This is a genomic window from Pseudomonas sp. GM78 (assembly GCF_000282475.1).
In the GTDB taxonomy this organism is placed as follows: Bacteria; Pseudomonadota; Gammaproteobacteria; order Pseudomonadales; family Pseudomonadaceae; genus Aquipseudomonas.
Map to the genome: position 1 here is coordinate 1 of NZ_AKJF01000081.1, position 15,112 is coordinate 15,112.

Genomic DNA, 15,112 nt, shown 5'->3' on the forward strand with positions numbered 1-15,112 from the left:
TTTGGCCAACATACAAGGAGCCAGGCTTGCCGGCGAACCAGACGCCGCGGTGTATCTGTAGTACCGCGTCATCGTTCTTCGCGGGCAAGCCTCGCTCCTACAGAGGGGGAGGTGCGTTGTTATCGATGAGGTGGGTAATTGGCCAAAATCCGCGTGACCGTTTCGTGGATCGCATTACTTCGGTCCGTCGGGTTCGGGGTGCGGCTGAGTATCTGTTCGTCACTGCCGCGCCATACCAGCTTGCCGTCCTTGCCGTCGAGCATGTCGATCTGGATCGTCGCGACCTTGTAGGACACCAGGCGGGTTTCGTTGTACATCGGCGCGCCATAGTAGCCGTACCAAGGGTAGCCCCAACCGCCGCCGTAGTTGGTCGTCACCTGTTGCTGGCGATCTTCGACAATCAAATAGGCCTGGACACTCACGTCCCCCTTGGCACCGGCGCCCGCCTGGCGCAGGCCTCGCTGGTCTAGCTGCTCGACCACCGATTCGCGCACACGCTGTTCGGTCAGGTCGCTCTTGATCCTGGGGTCGTCGGGACGGTATTGCAGCGCGGGTTCTTTCCAGCTCCAGCTGCGATAGGCGGCAAAATCGCGGCTGGCATCGAAGTCATGATTGACCTGGTTGGCGGCGCAGGCACTGAGCAGTACGGCCACTGCCAGTAAAGCGAGACGGCGGAACATGATGATTCTCCGGTAGAAGACATGAACCTGCGAAGTGCTTCTTGACCACAGGAAGCTAACTAGGAGGATACGCCGACATTGCCTTTTCTACAGCCTCCCGAATGGCATCGACTCGCTCGCCCTGGCTGCCGCGGTTGCTGGTTTCGGCGCTGGAGCTCCAGACCGGTTCACCGGTTTTTGCGTCGTACAGGTCGACGTGAACCACCACGACCTGTTCCTCATAAGTGCGCACAATCGGCACGCTGCCGTACATGCCGTAACCCGGGCCATAACCATAGCGGTTGTAGCCGCCATAACCGCCGTAGTAGCCGTAATCGTCCTGGACCTGACGCAAGCGGGTTTCCAGACGCAGGTCAGCGCTGACGAACAGGTCCGCCGGCCGATTGTCATGCAGAGGCCGCAAGCCGCGTTGATCCAGCGCACTGCTGACGGCTTCGGCGACTTGCGCCGAGTCCGCCCACGGGGTGCCCGGGGGCATTTGCCCGTTGAGCCATGCCCAGCTGCGGTAACGCCCGTAGTCTCGCGGTGGGGCCGGATAAGCGCTGCGATCAAAAGTACTGGCTGCCTGGGGCGGCGCTGGCGGCAAGGGTCTGGAACTTGCCACGTACGGATTGCTGCCCTGGCAGGCCGCCAGGCCCAGGCAGATCAACAGCAACCCTGAACGACTTTTCATTTCGGACTCCGATCAGACCGGCCGACAGATCCAGTGCAAATAGCGCCCAAGCCCGGCGAAGGCTGGATGGCGACGATGGGCCAGCTCCATGTCGAGCAGGTCCGACAGCTCGGCGCGGGCCTGGAACTCCACTGGCATGTAATCGTGAAAAACCCGCACGCCACTCTGGCTTTCGACCTGCCACAGCCCCTCAAGTTGCGCGGCCAACTCCCGTGGGTCCAGCGGCTGTTGCGGGGTCAGGCTCTGCTTCTCGCCGGCCATGTCGTTCTTGCGCATCTTGCGGAAATGACCCTTGAGCAAGTTGCGGTAAATCAGCGCATCGCGGTTGTAGAAGGCCAGGGATAGCCAACCATCGGCCTTGGTCAACTGATGCAATACCGGCAGGATGGCGTACGGTTCGGCCAGCCATTCCAGCACGGCATGGCACAGCACCAGGTCGTAGGGTTCGGTGAGCTGGCCGGGTAGTTCCTGCCAGGGCGCCTGGATGAAGGTTGCATTCTGTCCCGCTTCGGCAAAACGCTGGCGGGCGCCTTCGAGCATGGGTTCGGCGGGCTCGGCCAGGGTCACCTGATGGCCACGCTGGGCCAGCCACAGCGACATGTGGCCAAGGCCGGCGCCGATATCCAGCACTCGCAACGGCCGGTCCGGCAGGGCTTCGGCCAGATCGGCCTGCAGCACCGCCAGGCGAATCGCACCTTTGGCGCCGCCGTAGATTTTTTCGGCGAAACGCGTCGCCAGCTGATCGAAATGACGGTCGCTCATCAGCCGAACCTCCGCTCGCTGTCCGACAGCTTGCTGCGCACCACGTCATTCATGTCCAGCCCCAGTTCGCTGCACAGCAACAACAGATAGAGCACGATATCGCCGATTTCCTGCCCGGCATGGGCTAGCTTGTCGGCCGGCAACTGCCGCGACTGGTCTTCGCTCAGCCACTGGAAAATTTCCACCAGCTCGGACATTTCGACACTCGCGGCCATGGCCAGGTTTTTCGGGCTGTGAAATTGCCGCCAGTCATTGCGATCACGGATGGCGTGCAGGCGTTCGGTCAGTTCAACAAGGTTCATCGGGCTCTCCTGAAGGCGTATAGCTTCGGGGGGATGGCGAGTGAAGGCAAGCGTCCAAGTGTGACGTGGATCTTTGCACCATAATCAAAAGATCGCAGCCTTCGGCAGCTCCTACCCGAGGTCGATAGCCCAAGGCTCAAATCCGGCAACCATGCCTTTCTTTGATCAGGACGTTCATTTCATGCAGGTAGAAGGTTTTTTCGAATGGCTTGGCCAGGTCCTCGGTTCAGTCATCCGCTTCATCGTTGACGGCCTCAGCGGCCTGTTCCAACTGGTGAGTCGCGCCAGTAGCCATTTTGTCGAAGGCCTGTCCCAGGCACTGGGGATGGACACATCGATCATCAGCATCATCACCCTGGTCGTCGGGTTGGTGCTGTTGTGGTCGGCGATCCGCGCGTTCATGAACGCTGCGTTCATCATGGGGATCATCTGGTTGATGCTGGGGTTGTGGCTGCTCAGCTGGATCATGCACTGACACCATCCACCACCGTGTCGCTACAATGCCTGCTCCCCAAGGAGCCTGCATGTCCAAGCTGATCGCCGACTGGCGCGACCGTCCAACCCATCGTCGGGTCTGGGCGTTGGCTGCGCCGATGATTCTTTCGAACATTTCCGTACCGCTGGTGGCGCTGGTCGACAGCACCGTCATTGGCCACCTGCCCCACGCCCATCAACTCGGGGCCGTGGCGGTCGGGGCCAGCCTCTATACCTTCCTCGCCTGGGCCATGGGTTTCCTGCGCATGGGCTCCACCGGTTTTGCCGCCCAGGCCGCGGGACGCGGGGATGGTGCGGCGCTGCGGCAAATTCTGTTGCAGGGCCTGCTGCTGGCCATGGGGCTGGCGGTGCTCCTGGGTGCCTTGGGCGTACCGTTGAGCGGGGTTGCGCTGCACTTCATGCAACCGTCGGCGGAACTGGACCAGTTGACTCGCGAGTTTTTCCACACGCGCCTGTTCGGCCTGCCCGCGGCCCTGGCCAGCTATGCGCTGGTCGGCTGGTTTCTCGGCACGCAGAACGCCCGCGCGCCGCTGGCGATCCTGCTGAGCACCAACCTGGTCAACATTGCCCTTAACCTGTGGTTTGTCCTTGGCCTGGAATGGGGGGTGGTGGGGGCGGCCCGGGCTTCGGTGATCGCCGAGTGGACCGGTGCGCTGATTGGCCTGGCGCTGACCCGCCAGGCCCTACGCGCTTATCCCGGCCATATCGTCTGGGCCGCCCTGGCGCTCTGGCAGAGCTGGCGACCGTTGTTGGCGGTCAACCGCGACATTTTCATCCGTAGCCTGGCGCTGCAGTCGGTGTTTTTCCTGATCACCGTGCAAGGCGCCCGGCTGGGTGATGCAACAGTTGCCGCCAATGCCCTGCTGCTCAATGGCTTGCTGCTCACCGCCCACGCGCTAGACGGCCTGGCCCATGCCGTGGAAGCCCTGTGCGGGCACGCCATCGGCGCTTGCGACCGCGATGCCCTTCGCCGCTCCCTGGTGGTGGCCTGCGGCTGGTCATTGCTGGCGAGCCTGGGATTTGCCGGCTTGTTTCTGTTTGCCGGACACCTGTTCATCCAGATGCAGACCGACATCACCAGCGTGCGCGACACCGCCTTCCTGTACCTGCCCTACCTTGCCGTGCTGCCGCTGATCGCGGTCTGGAGCTACCTGCTCGACGGCCTGTTCATCGGCGCCACCCGTGCCAGGGAAATGCGCAATGGCATGCTGTTGACGGTGGCACTACTGCTGCCGTTCGCCTGGGCGCTACAGGGATATGGCAACCATGGCTTGTGGATAACCTTCCTGCTGTTCATGTTGCTGCGCAGCCTGACGCTTGGCTTGATTGCCTGGCGCCTGCGCCAGAACGATGGCTGGTTCGCCCGCGCGCACTGAGCCGGCGTGGTGTACAGCGCCAGATCAGGGTGAGTCGTTCTGCCATAGCTTGCGCAGGCTTTCGAGGCGCTCGTGCTGGGTAGCACCCGACAATGGCTGCACCAGCCAGGCGTCGGGGTATTGCAAGCGCAGCCACATCCAGCCATCAAGCACCGGGCGCTCGCTGAAACCCAATGCCAGCCCCTCTTCCATATGGCCCCACAAACGCGTGAAATCAGCTCCCGTGGATCGATTCCAGCGCCAGGCATGGTGCTCCAGCAGGCAGGTCTGCAGTTTTTCCCGCTGCCGTGGGGTGAGATCCTCCTCGACCGCCAGGGGGCGCACGGCAAGCCCCGGGTTGAGCAACTGCTGCCAACCCTGACAGCCGAGCGCGCGGTCCGCCCAGGTGCCGCCGAACCAGCGTAACTGGCTGATAGGCCCCAACCAGCGACTGAGCTCCTCGGCATCGCAGGCATCAAAAAAATAACTGGCGGTGTTTGGGTTGTAGTAACTCAACAAGGCACGGTGATGCAGGTTGAACGAGACGCTGAGCATGCGCCGCAGATGCGCCAGCAATGTCGATGCCGGCGCCTCGCTGAACATCAGCAACCCGCGCCAGCGTTGCCCGTCGACGCGGTAGAGATCGGCCAGGGCCGGGCAGCTGCGCAGATCAACGAGTACCGGCCCCTGCTCCTGCAGTGCCTGCCACTCGGTGTCGTCGAACAACCTGAACCGATGGGCATGGGCAAACGTGTCCTGCAGGGTCATACCCGCCTGCGGTCCGCCCGGAATGTCCAGCAACAACCATTGCGGGTTCGCATTCGGCGCCTGTGCCGCGCTCATGCCGCACCGCTCTGGCCAAGGCGAGTGGCCGCGCGGCAGACGCAGGGTGCCTGTGCGCAATGATTGAAACTGCCGCCACCGGGCAGCAGGCACAGCAGCATCAGGGGCTCGCCCGAACACAGCCACTGTTGCACACCGTCGAGCGGGTAATCTTCGAGATCCGTGGCGGCAGGGTTGGGCACCTCGTCTGCTTCGGCACCGGCGGGGCCGTGCAGAAACCCGGTAATCAACGGCCGGTCCGGATCACCTTCGGTGAAGCTCACCACCACCTCCGTGCCTTCAGCCAACCGGAGGCTGCCCGCCGCGTTCAATGGCGCAGCCAATGGCAGCCAACAGTGGCTGGATACCGCGCCCTCCCCCTGATAAACCCAGTCAAACTGCACCGCCACTGGCCTGGATGGATCAGGTTGCGGCTCATCGACATCGACCACCCAGGCACGTTGCAGGCTGTGCATCCGTGGCTTCACCGCCACATGCGGTGTTTCAAGGGGTGATACCCAGTGCTCCGTCCGCACCTTGTTGCTGTAGGTCTGGCTCGCCGCCTGTGCGCCTTGGTGCTCGATATGGGTCAACAACCACGGCTGATTCCATTCGGCAACCGGATGACCGGACAATGGCATGAGCTGGCCGCTGCGCAGCGTTGCCAGGTCGGTGTCACATTCCACGCGCTGCGCCGCGCCATCGGTGCAGCGCTTGACCTCGAAACGACGCACTGCCGCTTGCCCGCCCGCCGCACGGAAGACCGCTGCTTCAGCGCTCTGAAAATTCCCCGGCCCATCGCCGAACACCACGCAATGCCCATCAGCGCGGTGTTCGAAGTAGTAGTGCAGGCGCTCCTGGGCACACAAGCGCTGCAGAAACTGCAGGTCCGATTCCCGGTACTGCGTGCAGAAATCACGGGGCGGGTAATCGCCAGCCAGTTCAAAGCGCCGATCCTGATCGCCGATGCCGTGCTCCCTGAGCACCTGATCCAGTATCTGCGGCACTGAACGTCCGCTGAAAATACGCTGGCTGAAGCGCTGGTCCAGACAGGCGAGTTTGGGCCCCAGCCGAACCTGACAGAGCCTGATCCCCTGGCCGTGATCGCGCTGGACCAGTTCATGCAACTGTCCATGGATGGCGTTTCCCGCCGGCCCGAACAGCAAGGAGGCCGAACGGTACAGCAAGCTGGCGAGGTCGAGCGTCGGGTCTTCGATCAGCAGGTCCACGTCGAACACGAAGGGCTCGCTAATGGATTCTCTACCGGCAAAGGACAGAACCTCGAAGGCTTTGGACAGACCTGCTACGTCCAGACGAAATGACGGCTCGTTGACTGGATCGACCATGGGCGTTTCTCTACAGGAGGGAAAGCCGGGGATTCTCGCCGAGAGACATGGCCGAGTAGAGGGGCGAAATACAACTTAGGAAAAGACCTACGCGAAAAGAGGACGAAATCCCTTGGACGGCCAAGTCGCGGTCTTTTTCGCTAGAAGAAAGAGAATTGCCCTACCGGGTCATCTGAAATTTCCGAAGCAAAAGGTAAATTTTCAGACAACCCGGTGAGCGCGGTGCTTACCTCAGGAAGACAGGTAAGAGGAACGGGTCAGGCCCAGACGCAGGGCATCGAGGAATTGGGTGCGCTCGCTGGCACTGATACGGGCACTGGCGCACTTGTCACGGTAGTGGGTCATCAGTTCTTCCGGCGACAGGTGGACGTAGCGCAGCATGTCTTCGATGGTGTCGTGGGTCTCGATACCGGCGTGGTACACGCTGCCGTCAGCGTTCTGGTAGATATTCACCGAGTCGGTGTCACCGAACAGGTTGTGCATGTCGCCGAGGATTTCCTGGTAGGCGCCGACCAGGAACACGCCCAGCAGGTAGTCCTCGCCTTCGTTCAGGGCGTGCACCGGCAGGCTGGTTTCGATGCTCTGCTCGTCGACGTACTGGTTGATCTTGCCGTCGGAATCGCAGGTCAGGTCCTGCAGCACCGCGCGACGCAGAGGCTCTTCGTCCAGGCGGTGCAGCGGAATGATCGGCAGTACCTGGTCGATGGCCCAGGTGTCCGGCAGGCTCTGGAATACCGAGAAGTTGCAGATGTACTTGTCGGCCAGCTTGTCGTTGAGCTCGTCGAGCACCTGGCGATGGGAGCGCTGGCGTGCCTTCAACGAGTTGTGCAGGCGACGGCACACGGCGAAGTAGCATTGCTCGGCCAGGGCTTTTTCGGCCAGGGTCAGCTTGCCGTCGGCGTACTGGGCGGCGACGTCGCTCATGTAGTGCGTGGCGCGCCAGTAGGTTTCGGTGACCATCTCGATGTCGGTCGGGCCCAGCAAATCCACCAGCCACTGCACGGTTTCCGGCAGCGCTTCCTTGTTCTCGATCTGTGGCACGTCGTCGTTGTGCTTCTCGACGTCGGTCACCTGGATCACCAGCATGGCGTGGTGGGCGGTCAGGGAGCGGCCGCTTTCGGAGAAAATGTTCGGGTGCGGCAGGCTCTGCGCGTCGCAGAATTCCTTGAGCATGCCGACCACGACACCGGCGTAATCGTCCATGTCGTAGTTGATCGAGCTGGCGTTACGCGAGTGCGTACCGTCGTAGTCCACGCCCAAACCGCCACCGACGTCGATGTGATCCACCGGCAGACCGAGGTTGCGCAACTCGCCGTAGTAACGGATCGCTTCCTTGAAACCGTGCTGGTAGTCCGCCAGGTTGGCGATCTGCGAGCCCATGTGGAAGTGCAGCAGGCGGATGCCCTGGTCCAGGCCCGCGGCGCGGAAGCGCTCGACCACCGACAGCAGTTGCGCCGCCGACAGGCCGAACTTGGATTTCTCGCCACCGGTGTCGGCCCACTTGCTCGAGGCCAGGGACGACAGGCGCACGCGCAGGCCAACCTGTGGCTTGACCTTGAGCGAGGCGGCTTCTTCGATCACCAGGCCGACTTCGGATTCTTTCTCGATCACGATGAACACGTTGTGGCCGAGCTTCTGACCCATCAGCGCCAGGCGGATGAACTCGCGGTCCTTATAGCCGTTGCAGACGATGGTGCCGCCCTTCGGCGCCAGCGCCAGCACTGCCAGAAGCTCTGGCTTGGAGCCGGCTTCCAGGCCGATCGACACGTTCTGGGTGGCGATGATGTTTTCGATCACTGCTTCTTGCTGGTTCACCTTGATCGGGTACAGCGCGGTGTACTTGCTCTGGTATTCCAGGCGCTCGATGTTAGCGTCGAACGCACCGGTCAGCTGACGCACGCGGTCTTGCAGGATGTCGGGAAAACGTACCAGCAGCGGCAGGGACAAGCCGCTTTCGCGCAGCTGCTCGACTTGCTCGAACAGATCGATGGGTGAACTGCTCGGGCCGTTGGGACGAACTTCGACGCGACCGGCGTCATTGATCGCGAAATACCCGGCCCCCCAATGGCGAATCCCGTAAACACTGCGGCTGTCCGCAACTGTCCATTGGCTGCCATCGTCTTTGCGTGTGCGTCGTACGGACATTGAAGTCCCCTATAAAGAAGTCATAGTGCGTCGCCTGGATTCAGGCCGGCGCAGTCTAAAGAATGAAAATGACGGTTCGTCAACGAAGGGATAGACCTCGCCGACCGCAGTGAGTTTAGAAACCGGTCATGAACAGGCTCTGTGAAAACCATGGTGACGACGCCAGGCCTGCAGTCAGGCAGGTCTGGATCAAGCCGCGGGTGGTTTTCACAGAGGCTGCTAGCCGCCGGACTTCTTCGCCTTGAAACCGTGCTTGATCAGCTCAGCCAAGAGTAGCTCGACATGATCGCCCTGGATTTCAATGATCCCGTCTTTCAACGCCCCACCGGTACCACAGCGTTTTTTCAACGTTGTGGCCAGCTCCTTGAGTGCGTCTTCGGCCAAGGGCACGCCGGTGATGGTGGTCACCGTCTTGCCGCCACGGCCCTTGCTTTCGCGACGCACGCGCGCGATGCCGTCGCCGGCCGGGATAACGGTCTGTTTGCAGATGCAGGCGTCCACCGGTTTACTGCATTCCGGGCAATGACGACCTGCGTCGGTGGAAAATACCAGGCCACCAAGGGCGGCGAAGGATGCGGCTTTTTTGGCCACCGGCAATCCTCTTGGGAGGACAAAGACTGGTCGCGGCAACCTGGGCAGGTGCCATCGACCGCGAAGCCCCACTCAGGCAGGGGCAGCGCTACTGAGCCAGGCAATACCGGCTCAGTTTGAAAAGGTCGCGCAGTGTAACGGCAAAAACGCCGATTGCTAAGAGCCAATCGGCGCCAATTTATAGCTGTATTGCGACGTCTTGCCCGCGAGACTTCAGATAGCGTTTCAATGCCGCCAAAGAGTCCGGGCAGTAAGGCTTTTGCTCGATATCCCGCAGCACCTGCTCAATGGGCATGAAGCGCGCTTCCAGCACCTCTTCCGGTTGCAGGATCAGCGGGCCGTCCCACACCGCCGAAAACGCCGAACACCAGAGGCGATTACCGGTGTCCTCGAAGAAAAAGTGGTCATGAACGGTCAACTCCACCCCGCTCACCCCCAACTCCTCTTCCAGCTCCCGGGCGGCCGACTCGGCATAGGTTTCGCTGGCGAGCACCATGCCGCCCGCCGCCACGTCCCAATAACCCGGATAGATCGCCTTGCTCAGGGTGCGCCGGTGTACACAAAGCTCGCCGGCGGAGTTGAACAACATAATGTAGGTACCGCGCCCGATCAGCCCGCGCTCGCGCAAGTCAGACCGCACCAGGGCGCCGAGCAAGTTGTCCTGCTCGTCGACCCAGGCGATCTGTTCGGCATCGGAGGCCGCCCGATGGGCGGCCTCGCGCAGGTTATCGATAGAGCTATCGGCCATGGCTCAGCCCTGATTCAGCAATTGACGCAAATCGATCACCGCGGCGTTGGCCCGGGAAATGTAGTTGGCCATCACCAGCGAGTGGTTGGCCAGCACGCCGAAACCGCTGCCATTGAGGATCATCGGGCTCCAGACCGCTTCCTGCGACGCTTCCAGTTCACGAATGATCTGGCGCACGCTGACCGTGGCATTCTTCTTGGCCAGCACGTCGGCGAAGTCCACTTCGATGGCACGCAGCAAATGCGACAGCGCCCAGGCCTGGCCGCGGGCTTCATAGAACACGTTGTCGATCTGCAGCCATGGGGTTTCAACGATCTCTTCATCGACCTGCGGCACCTGCCCAGGGGCCACCACTTCGGTTTTCAACGCCGTATTCAGCTTGACTCGGCCAACGCTGGCCGACAGGCGTTGTGACAGCGAACCCAGACGGGTACCGACATCACCCAGCCAGTTGTTCAGGTTGTCGGCACGGGCAAAGAACAGCGCGCTCTTCTGGTTTGGATCGGACAGGCGGGTCTGATAGCGGGTCAGGGAGTTGATGCCCTCCTGGAACTCGGACTCACTGGATGGCAGCACCCAGCTCTTATTGTCGAAGTTGAAGCGCGGCTCGGCCTTGGCCAGGTCGGCGTCTTCGGTGGACTGCGATTGCGAGCGGGCGAAGTCTTTACGCAGCGCACGGCTCAGATCGCGCACCTGGACCAGCACGCCATATTCCCAGCTCGGCATGTTGTCCATCCACAGGCCTGGCGGCAGGCGGTCGTTGGAAATGTAGCCGCCCGGCTTGTTCAGCAAGGTACCGGCGACACTCTTGAGGGTTTCAACCGTGGTGTAGCCAACCACCATCTGCTTGCCGTCACGTTCGGCGGCCAACTGCGCATTCTGCTGTACCGGAAACAGGGCAGGTTCCGCGCTCCAGTACCAACCCAGAGCAATCGTCACCAGCAGGTAGATGCCAATCAACGTGGCCAGCGCCCGGCTGAACACCAGGCCGCCCAGATAACTGCGGGTGGCCGACTTCGGTTCAGCGGCACGTTCAGGCGCGCTACCGGCGCGGTTCTTCCAGTCCAGCATGGCGATATCCTTTCAATTACTTGAGTTCATCGATTCGACCACAACCATACAACAACGTGCCTTTGCCCGGCACCCGCCGTTGGCTTTACAGCGAAATTTATCTCTTTATCCCTAGGGGAATCCCTTAGCCCGCCAAGACTGAGAACCTGCCGCTTTCCAGCAATGGACAATCGGCTACCGCAGCCCTGCGTGCTGGACGCAAGCAGCTTCAGAATTGCACTCGATGCTGGCCGAGCCCAAGGATTGCCAGACCTGAGCAAGAACTGGCAGGCAATTGGCGACTCTCTGGTCAGAAACTGAATGGATGGGGGTCGCAGATTATTAACGTACAACACTCATGTAACGGAAAAGAGATGCTAGCATAGAGCCACCAGTCGACCTCAGCGTACCCCCTAACCAGTAGTCAGGATATGACCGAGCCAGAAGACCCCAGCCGCGAGCGCCTCAAGCACCACTTTGCCCAGCGGGTAATTCATCAAGCACGTCAGATTCTTGAGATATGGCAACGCCTGCAACGCAATGAATGGTCGACCCAGGAACTGGCGGAACTGAGCGAGGCCAACCTGCGCCTGCTGCGTTTCGCCGAACGCTTCGAACAACCCGAACACACGCAACTGGCGCGTCACATCGGCCAGTCCCTGGAGGCTGTCGACGCCAATCGCGGACGCCTCAGCAGCGGCCTGATCAGCGACCTCAACCGGTTGATGCAGCGCCTGTCGCGCACCGGCCTGCGCCATGGCGATCAGCTCGACCAAACGTTCCTGCCGCCCTTGCGCAAACCAGTCTATGTGATGCTGCAGGATCATGACCGTGCCGAGCGGCTGGCCAAGCAGCTTGAATTTTTCGGCCTCAGCGCCCAATCCCTGGAGAGCGTGCCGGCATTCCGCTCCTCCATGGTCGAGCGCCTGCCGGCAGCCATCGTCATGGACGTTGACTTCAGCGGCCCAGGCATAGGCCTGAAACTGGCGGCCGAAGCCCAGGAAGGTCTCGACCAGCGTTTGCCGCTGCTGTTTTTCAGCTTGCATGAAACCGACACCCCGACCCGCCTCGCCGCCGTGCGCGCCGGTGGCCAGGAGTTCCTCACCGGCACCCTTGAGGCATCAAGCCTGCTGGAAAAAATCGAAGTGCTGACCTGCGTCGCCCAGTACGAGCCTTATAAAGTGCTGATCATCGACGATTCGCGCGCCCAGGCCTTGCACACCGAACGCCTGCTCAACAGCGCCGGGATCATTACCCGGACCTTGCTCGAGCCGATCCAGGCCATGGCCGAGCTGGCGGACTTTCAACCGGACCTGATCATCCTCGACATGTACATGCCGGCCTGCACCGGTACGGAACTGGCCAAGGTGATCCGCCATAACGACCGCTACGTCAGCGTGCCGATCATTTACCTTTCGGCCGAGGACGACCTCGACAAGCAACTCGATGCCATGAGCGAGGGCGGCGACGACTTCCTGACCAAACCCATCAAGCCCCGACACCTGATCACAACCGTGCGCAACCGGGCCGCACGGGCACGCAACCTCAAGGCACGAATGGTGCGCGACAGCCTCACCGGCCTGTACAACCACACGCACATCCTGCAATTGCTCGAAGACTGCAGCTTTCGTGCGCGCCGCGAGGGCAAGCCGCTGAGCTTTGCGATGCTCGACATCGATCACTTCAAGCGCGTCAACGACAGTCACGGCCACCCCATGGGCGACCGGGTGATCAAGAGCCTGGCGCTATTCCTTAAACAGCGCTTGCGCAAGACTGACTTCATCGGCCGCTACGGTGGCGAGGAGTTCGCCATTGTCATGCCCGATACCGACCTCGAAGCGGCCGTCAAAGTGCTCGACGACATCCGCAAGCGTTTTGCCGAGATTCATTATCCCGCGCAACCCCAGGATCTCTGGTGCACGTTCAGTGCCGGCGTGGTAGACCTCAGCGAACACTCCGACAGCCTGTTGATGGCCAGCCAGGCGGATGAGGCGCTGTACCGTGCCAAGGGCGCGGGACGCAACCGGGTGCAGGCCGCCCGGGCATAAAAGCAAAGTGCCACTTTTTCATCGGAAGAGCCCGATACGGTCATAACCCTGTAACACAAACGCAATAACTTCAGGCACTTACCATTCTGCCGTTGGTAGTCCTTGATGCGCCTGAAACTGCTGACCAATCTCAATACCCTGCTTTTAGTTGCCGTGTGCGTGGCCCTTGGCGCCACACTCTGGTGGTCGCAAAAAGCCCTCGAACGCCCCTATCTGTTGATGGAGCGCTACCTGGGGTTGTCCCAGCAGTTCCAGAATGACGTGGCACGCAATATTGTGGATTACCTCGCCAGCGGCGATGCGCTGCGCTTGAGCAGCGCCAGCCAGGCCATCGCCACACTACAAAATGAGCTCGGCGAGTTGCCACCGGACCTGGCTGAAACCTTGCGCCCGAGCCTGACCAACCTGGATGAATTCAGCAAAACCGATCTGCTGGCCGCCGGCAAGCTCGCGAGCGACCCACAGGCCCTGCTCCTGCAAGCCGAACGAGAGCTGGGCGCCAGCCTTGATCAACTCAGCCAGTACGCCAGCGGCAACGCGAGCTACCTGACCCCGCTACTCACCGCCTCCCAGCACCTGGGCAAGTTGTCACTGGCCCGGGACAAACTGGTCAGCAGCGGCCGCAGCGAACTGGCCGCCGACGTCGAGCGCGAAATCAACAACATCCGTAGCCAGGCCGAGCAACTGGACGCCCTGCCGTTATTGGGCGTGACCGCCAGCGCTGAATCGAACACCGATGATTTCGCCGCGATGATGGGCCTGGAGAACAGCGAGAAAGCCGCCGCCGAAGATGCCGGCGTCGGCTTCAAGCGTGAGCTCAACAGCCTGCTCGGTCGCTACCCGGCGGAACTGTCGCGTACCCGCGAGCAGATCCAGAAACGCGCCGAACTCAGTGCCGCGACGCACCTGAAGATCGCCGCCGTGCAACACGCCATCGCCGGGCTGGAGCCGGTGGTACGCGCCCAGCATGGGCAGATCCAGAGCGAAGTCCGAATGATGCAAGGGCTGATGATCGGCTTGATCCTGTTGATCGCCCTGCTGATCGACACCCTGCAACGACGCCTGGCCCGGACCCTGACCAACCTCGCACCGGCCTTGTCGACCTGGGCGGAAGGCGACTTCAGCCGGGACATCCAGCTGGGCAACACCAACCGCGAATTGCACGATATCGAAGCCTCGCTCAATCGCTTGCGCGCCTACCTGGTGGATCTGGTGGGGACCATTCGGCTCAATGCCGAACAGGTCGCCGGCAGCAGTCGAACCCTGGCCGCGCTGAGCAATGACCTGCACAGCGGCGCCGAACACCAGGCCGGCGACACGGCAATGATCCGCGACTCTCTCGGCGAACTGGAAGCGACCATCCAGCAAGTCGCCGGCGACGCCAGCCAGGCCGCCGACGCCAGCCGCCATGCCGGCCAGGCGGTCGAACATGGCCAGAAAGTCATTGGTTTGAGCCTTACCGGCCTGCATGCGCTGGTGGGCGAAGTGCAAGGCAATGCGCAGATGATCGAGCACCTGGCGGAAGAGTCCGCGACCATCGGTGGCGTGCTCACGGTGATCCGCTCGATCGCCGACCAGACGAACCTGCTGGCCTTGAACGCTGCCATCGAAGCGGCCCGGGCCGGGGAAATGGGCCGCGGCTTTGCCGTGGTGGCCGAAGAGGTGCGCTCGCTGGCACAACGCACCGCCGGGGCCACGGCCGAAATCCAGACCCTGATCGCCGGCCTGCAAACCGCGGCACGCCAATCGGTCGAAGGCATGCGCGCCCAGGTCGAACACGCCGAAGCCACCGCCAACCAGGCGCAGGCGGCGGACGGTGCGCTGGATAAAATCGTCGGCGCAATCCAGACCATTTCCGACACAGCGGTACGCATCGCCGATGTCACCGCCCAACAGAGCGGTGCCGTCAGTGAAATCCGCGACCACAGTGAGCGCATTCACCAGCTGGGTGGGGATAACTTGCTGCGTATCGGCCAGGGGCGTGAGCAAGGGGAGAATTTGTTAGTGTTGGGTGGACGTTTGCACACTGCCGTTCAAGCGTTCCGCGTCTGACAGGCCGCCATCGCGGGCAAGCCCGCTCCCACAGGATAGGGGG

At 61.8% G+C, this 15,112-nt stretch carries 14 protein-coding genes; 4 read left to right on the forward strand and 10 right to left on the reverse strand.

Going from position 1 to position 15,112, the window contains the following annotated elements; genetic code table 11:
• Window positions 1-119 precede the first annotated feature (119 nt).
• From PMI35_RS18430 to PMI35_RS18415, 4 genes are read right to left on the reverse strand one after another with little or no spacing between them, the layout of a single operon-like run.
• Window positions 120-680 (reverse strand): DUF4136 domain-containing protein, encoded by a 561-nt coding sequence (locus PMI35_RS18430; protein WP_008058791.1) that lies wholly within the window; start codon window positions 678-680, stop codon window positions 120-122.
• A gap of 55 nt (window positions 681-735) precedes the next feature.
• Complete coding sequence (locus tag PMI35_RS18425) at window positions 736-1,353, reverse strand: DUF4136 domain-containing protein (RefSeq protein WP_008058792.1); 618 nt, start codon at window positions 1,351-1,353, stop codon at window positions 736-738.
• A gap of 12 nt (window positions 1,354-1,365) precedes the next feature.
• Complete coding sequence (locus PMI35_RS18420; protein WP_008058793.1) at window positions 1,366-2,115, reverse strand: methyltransferase domain-containing protein; 750 nt, start codon at window positions 2,113-2,115, stop codon at window positions 1,366-1,368.
• Window positions 2,115-2,417 carry a MazG-like family protein gene (locus tag PMI35_RS18415; protein ID WP_008058794.1) on the reverse strand — a complete coding sequence of 101 codons (303 nt, stop codon included), beginning with the start codon at window positions 2,415-2,417 and terminating at the stop codon, window positions 2,115-2,117. The genes PMI35_RS18420 and PMI35_RS18415 overlap by 1 nt, the downstream gene beginning before the upstream one ends.
• Window positions 2,418-2,598: 181 nt before the next feature.
• Here PMI35_RS18415 and PMI35_RS18410 point away from each other — a divergent pair, with 181 nt between their 5' ends.
• Together PMI35_RS18410 and PMI35_RS18405 are read left to right on the forward strand one after the other, a co-directional pair.
• Entirely contained in the window at window positions 2,599-2,892 is a 294-nt protein-coding gene (locus tag PMI35_RS18410; RefSeq protein WP_008058795.1) for a hypothetical protein, read from the forward strand.
• 49 nt (window positions 2,893-2,941) lie between these two features.
• Window positions 2,942-4,288 (forward strand): MATE family efflux transporter, encoded by a 1,347-nt coding sequence (locus PMI35_RS18405; protein ID WP_008058796.1) that lies wholly within the window; start codon window positions 2,942-2,944, stop codon window positions 4,286-4,288.
• 24 nt (window positions 4,289-4,312) lie between these two features.
• Here PMI35_RS18405 and PMI35_RS18400 read toward each other — a convergent pair whose 3' ends face one another.
• From PMI35_RS18400 to PMI35_RS18375, 6 genes are all read right to left on the reverse strand, one after another.
• Window positions 4,313-5,110 carry a DUF4123 domain-containing protein gene (locus tag PMI35_RS18400; RefSeq protein ID WP_008058797.1) on the reverse strand — a complete coding sequence of 266 codons (798 nt, stop codon included), beginning with the start codon at window positions 5,108-5,110 and terminating at the stop codon, window positions 4,313-4,315.
• A complete protein-coding gene (locus PMI35_RS18395; RefSeq protein WP_008058798.1) occupies window positions 5,107-6,435 on the reverse strand; it encodes a type VI secretion system Vgr family protein in 1,329 nt (442 codons plus the stop codon). The genes PMI35_RS18400 and PMI35_RS18395 overlap by 4 nt, the downstream gene beginning before the upstream one ends.
• A 231-nt stretch (window positions 6,436-6,666) precedes the next feature.
• A complete protein-coding gene (speA, locus tag PMI35_RS18390) occupies window positions 6,667-8,580 on the reverse strand; it encodes an arginine decarboxylase (RefSeq protein ID WP_008058799.1) in 1,914 nt (637 codons plus the stop codon).
• A gap of 219 nt (window positions 8,581-8,799) precedes the next feature.
• A complete protein-coding gene (locus PMI35_RS18385; RefSeq protein WP_007914613.1) occupies window positions 8,800-9,171 on the reverse strand; it encodes a translation initiation factor Sui1 in 372 nt (123 codons plus the stop codon).
• A gap of 178 nt (window positions 9,172-9,349) precedes the next feature.
• On the reverse strand, window positions 9,350-9,919 hold the full coding sequence (locus tag PMI35_RS18380) for an NUDIX hydrolase (RefSeq protein WP_008058804.1): 570 nt from the start codon (window positions 9,917-9,919) through the stop codon (window positions 9,350-9,352).
• Between the two features lie 3 nt (window positions 9,920-9,922).
• Window positions 9,923-10,990, reverse strand: a complete 1,068-nt coding sequence (locus PMI35_RS18375) for a DUF2333 family protein (RefSeq protein ID WP_008058805.1) — start codon at window positions 10,988-10,990, stop codon at window positions 9,923-9,925.
• Between the two features lie 410 nt (window positions 10,991-11,400).
• On the opposite strand from PMI35_RS18375, the gene gcbA reads away from it, so the two are divergent.
• Both gcbA and PMI35_RS35890 read left to right on the forward strand, forming a co-directional pair.
• Window positions 11,401-13,017, forward strand: a complete 1,617-nt coding sequence (gene gcbA, locus PMI35_RS18370) for a diguanylate cyclase GcbA (protein ID WP_008058806.1) — start codon at window positions 11,401-11,403, stop codon at window positions 13,015-13,017.
• A gap of 1,323 nt (window positions 13,018-14,340) precedes the next feature.
• Window positions 14,341-15,069, forward strand: a complete 729-nt coding sequence (locus PMI35_RS35890) for a methyl-accepting chemotaxis protein (protein WP_443217058.1) — start codon at window positions 14,341-14,343, stop codon at window positions 15,067-15,069.
• Window positions 15,070-15,112: the final 43 nt, after the last annotated feature.

What these genes read in the sequence shown, in the direction of transcription:
- PMI35_RS18380 (WP_008058804.1), bottom strand. Translation starts at nt 9,919, where the DNA reads ATGGCCGATAGCTCTATCGATAACCTGCGCGAGGCCGCCCATCGGGCG.
- PMI35_RS18420 (WP_008058793.1), bottom strand. Translation starts at nt 2,115, where the DNA reads ATGAGCGACCGTCATTTCGATCAGCTGGCGACGCGTTTCGCCGAAAAA.
- PMI35_RS18430 (WP_008058791.1), bottom strand. Translation starts at nt 680, where the DNA reads ATGTTCCGCCGTCTCGCTTTACTGGCAGTGGCCGTACTGCTCAGTGCC.
- PMI35_RS18375 (WP_008058805.1), bottom strand. Translation starts at nt 10,990, where the DNA reads ATGCTGGACTGGAAGAACCGCGCCGGTAGCGCGCCTGAACGTGCCGCT.
- PMI35_RS18410 (WP_008058795.1), top strand. Translation starts at nt 2,599, where the DNA reads ATGCAGGTAGAAGGTTTTTTCGAATGGCTTGGCCAGGTCCTCGGTTCA.
- PMI35_RS18425 (WP_008058792.1), bottom strand. Translation starts at nt 1,353, where the DNA reads ATGAAAAGTCGTTCAGGGTTGCTGTTGATCTGCCTGGGCCTGGCGGCC.
- PMI35_RS18405 (WP_008058796.1), top strand. Translation starts at nt 2,942, where the DNA reads ATGTCCAAGCTGATCGCCGACTGGCGCGACCGTCCAACCCATCGTCGG.
- PMI35_RS18400 (WP_008058797.1), bottom strand. Translation starts at nt 5,110, where the DNA reads ATGAGCGCGGCACAGGCGCCGAATGCGAACCCGCAATGGTTGTTGCTG.
- PMI35_RS35890 (WP_443217058.1), top strand. Translation starts at nt 14,341, where the DNA reads ATGATCCGCGACTCTCTCGGCGAACTGGAAGCGACCATCCAGCAAGTC.
- PMI35_RS18395 (WP_008058798.1), bottom strand. Translation starts at nt 6,435, where the DNA reads ATGGTCGATCCAGTCAACGAGCCGTCATTTCGTCTGGACGTAGCAGGT.
- gcbA (WP_008058806.1), top strand. Translation starts at nt 11,401, where the DNA reads ATGACCGAGCCAGAAGACCCCAGCCGCGAGCGCCTCAAGCACCACTTT.
- PMI35_RS18415 (WP_008058794.1), bottom strand. Translation starts at nt 2,417, where the DNA reads ATGAACCTTGTTGAACTGACCGAACGCCTGCACGCCATCCGTGATCGC.
- speA (WP_008058799.1), bottom strand. Translation starts at nt 8,580, where the DNA reads ATGTCCGTACGACGCACACGCAAAGACGATGGCAGCCAATGGACAGTT.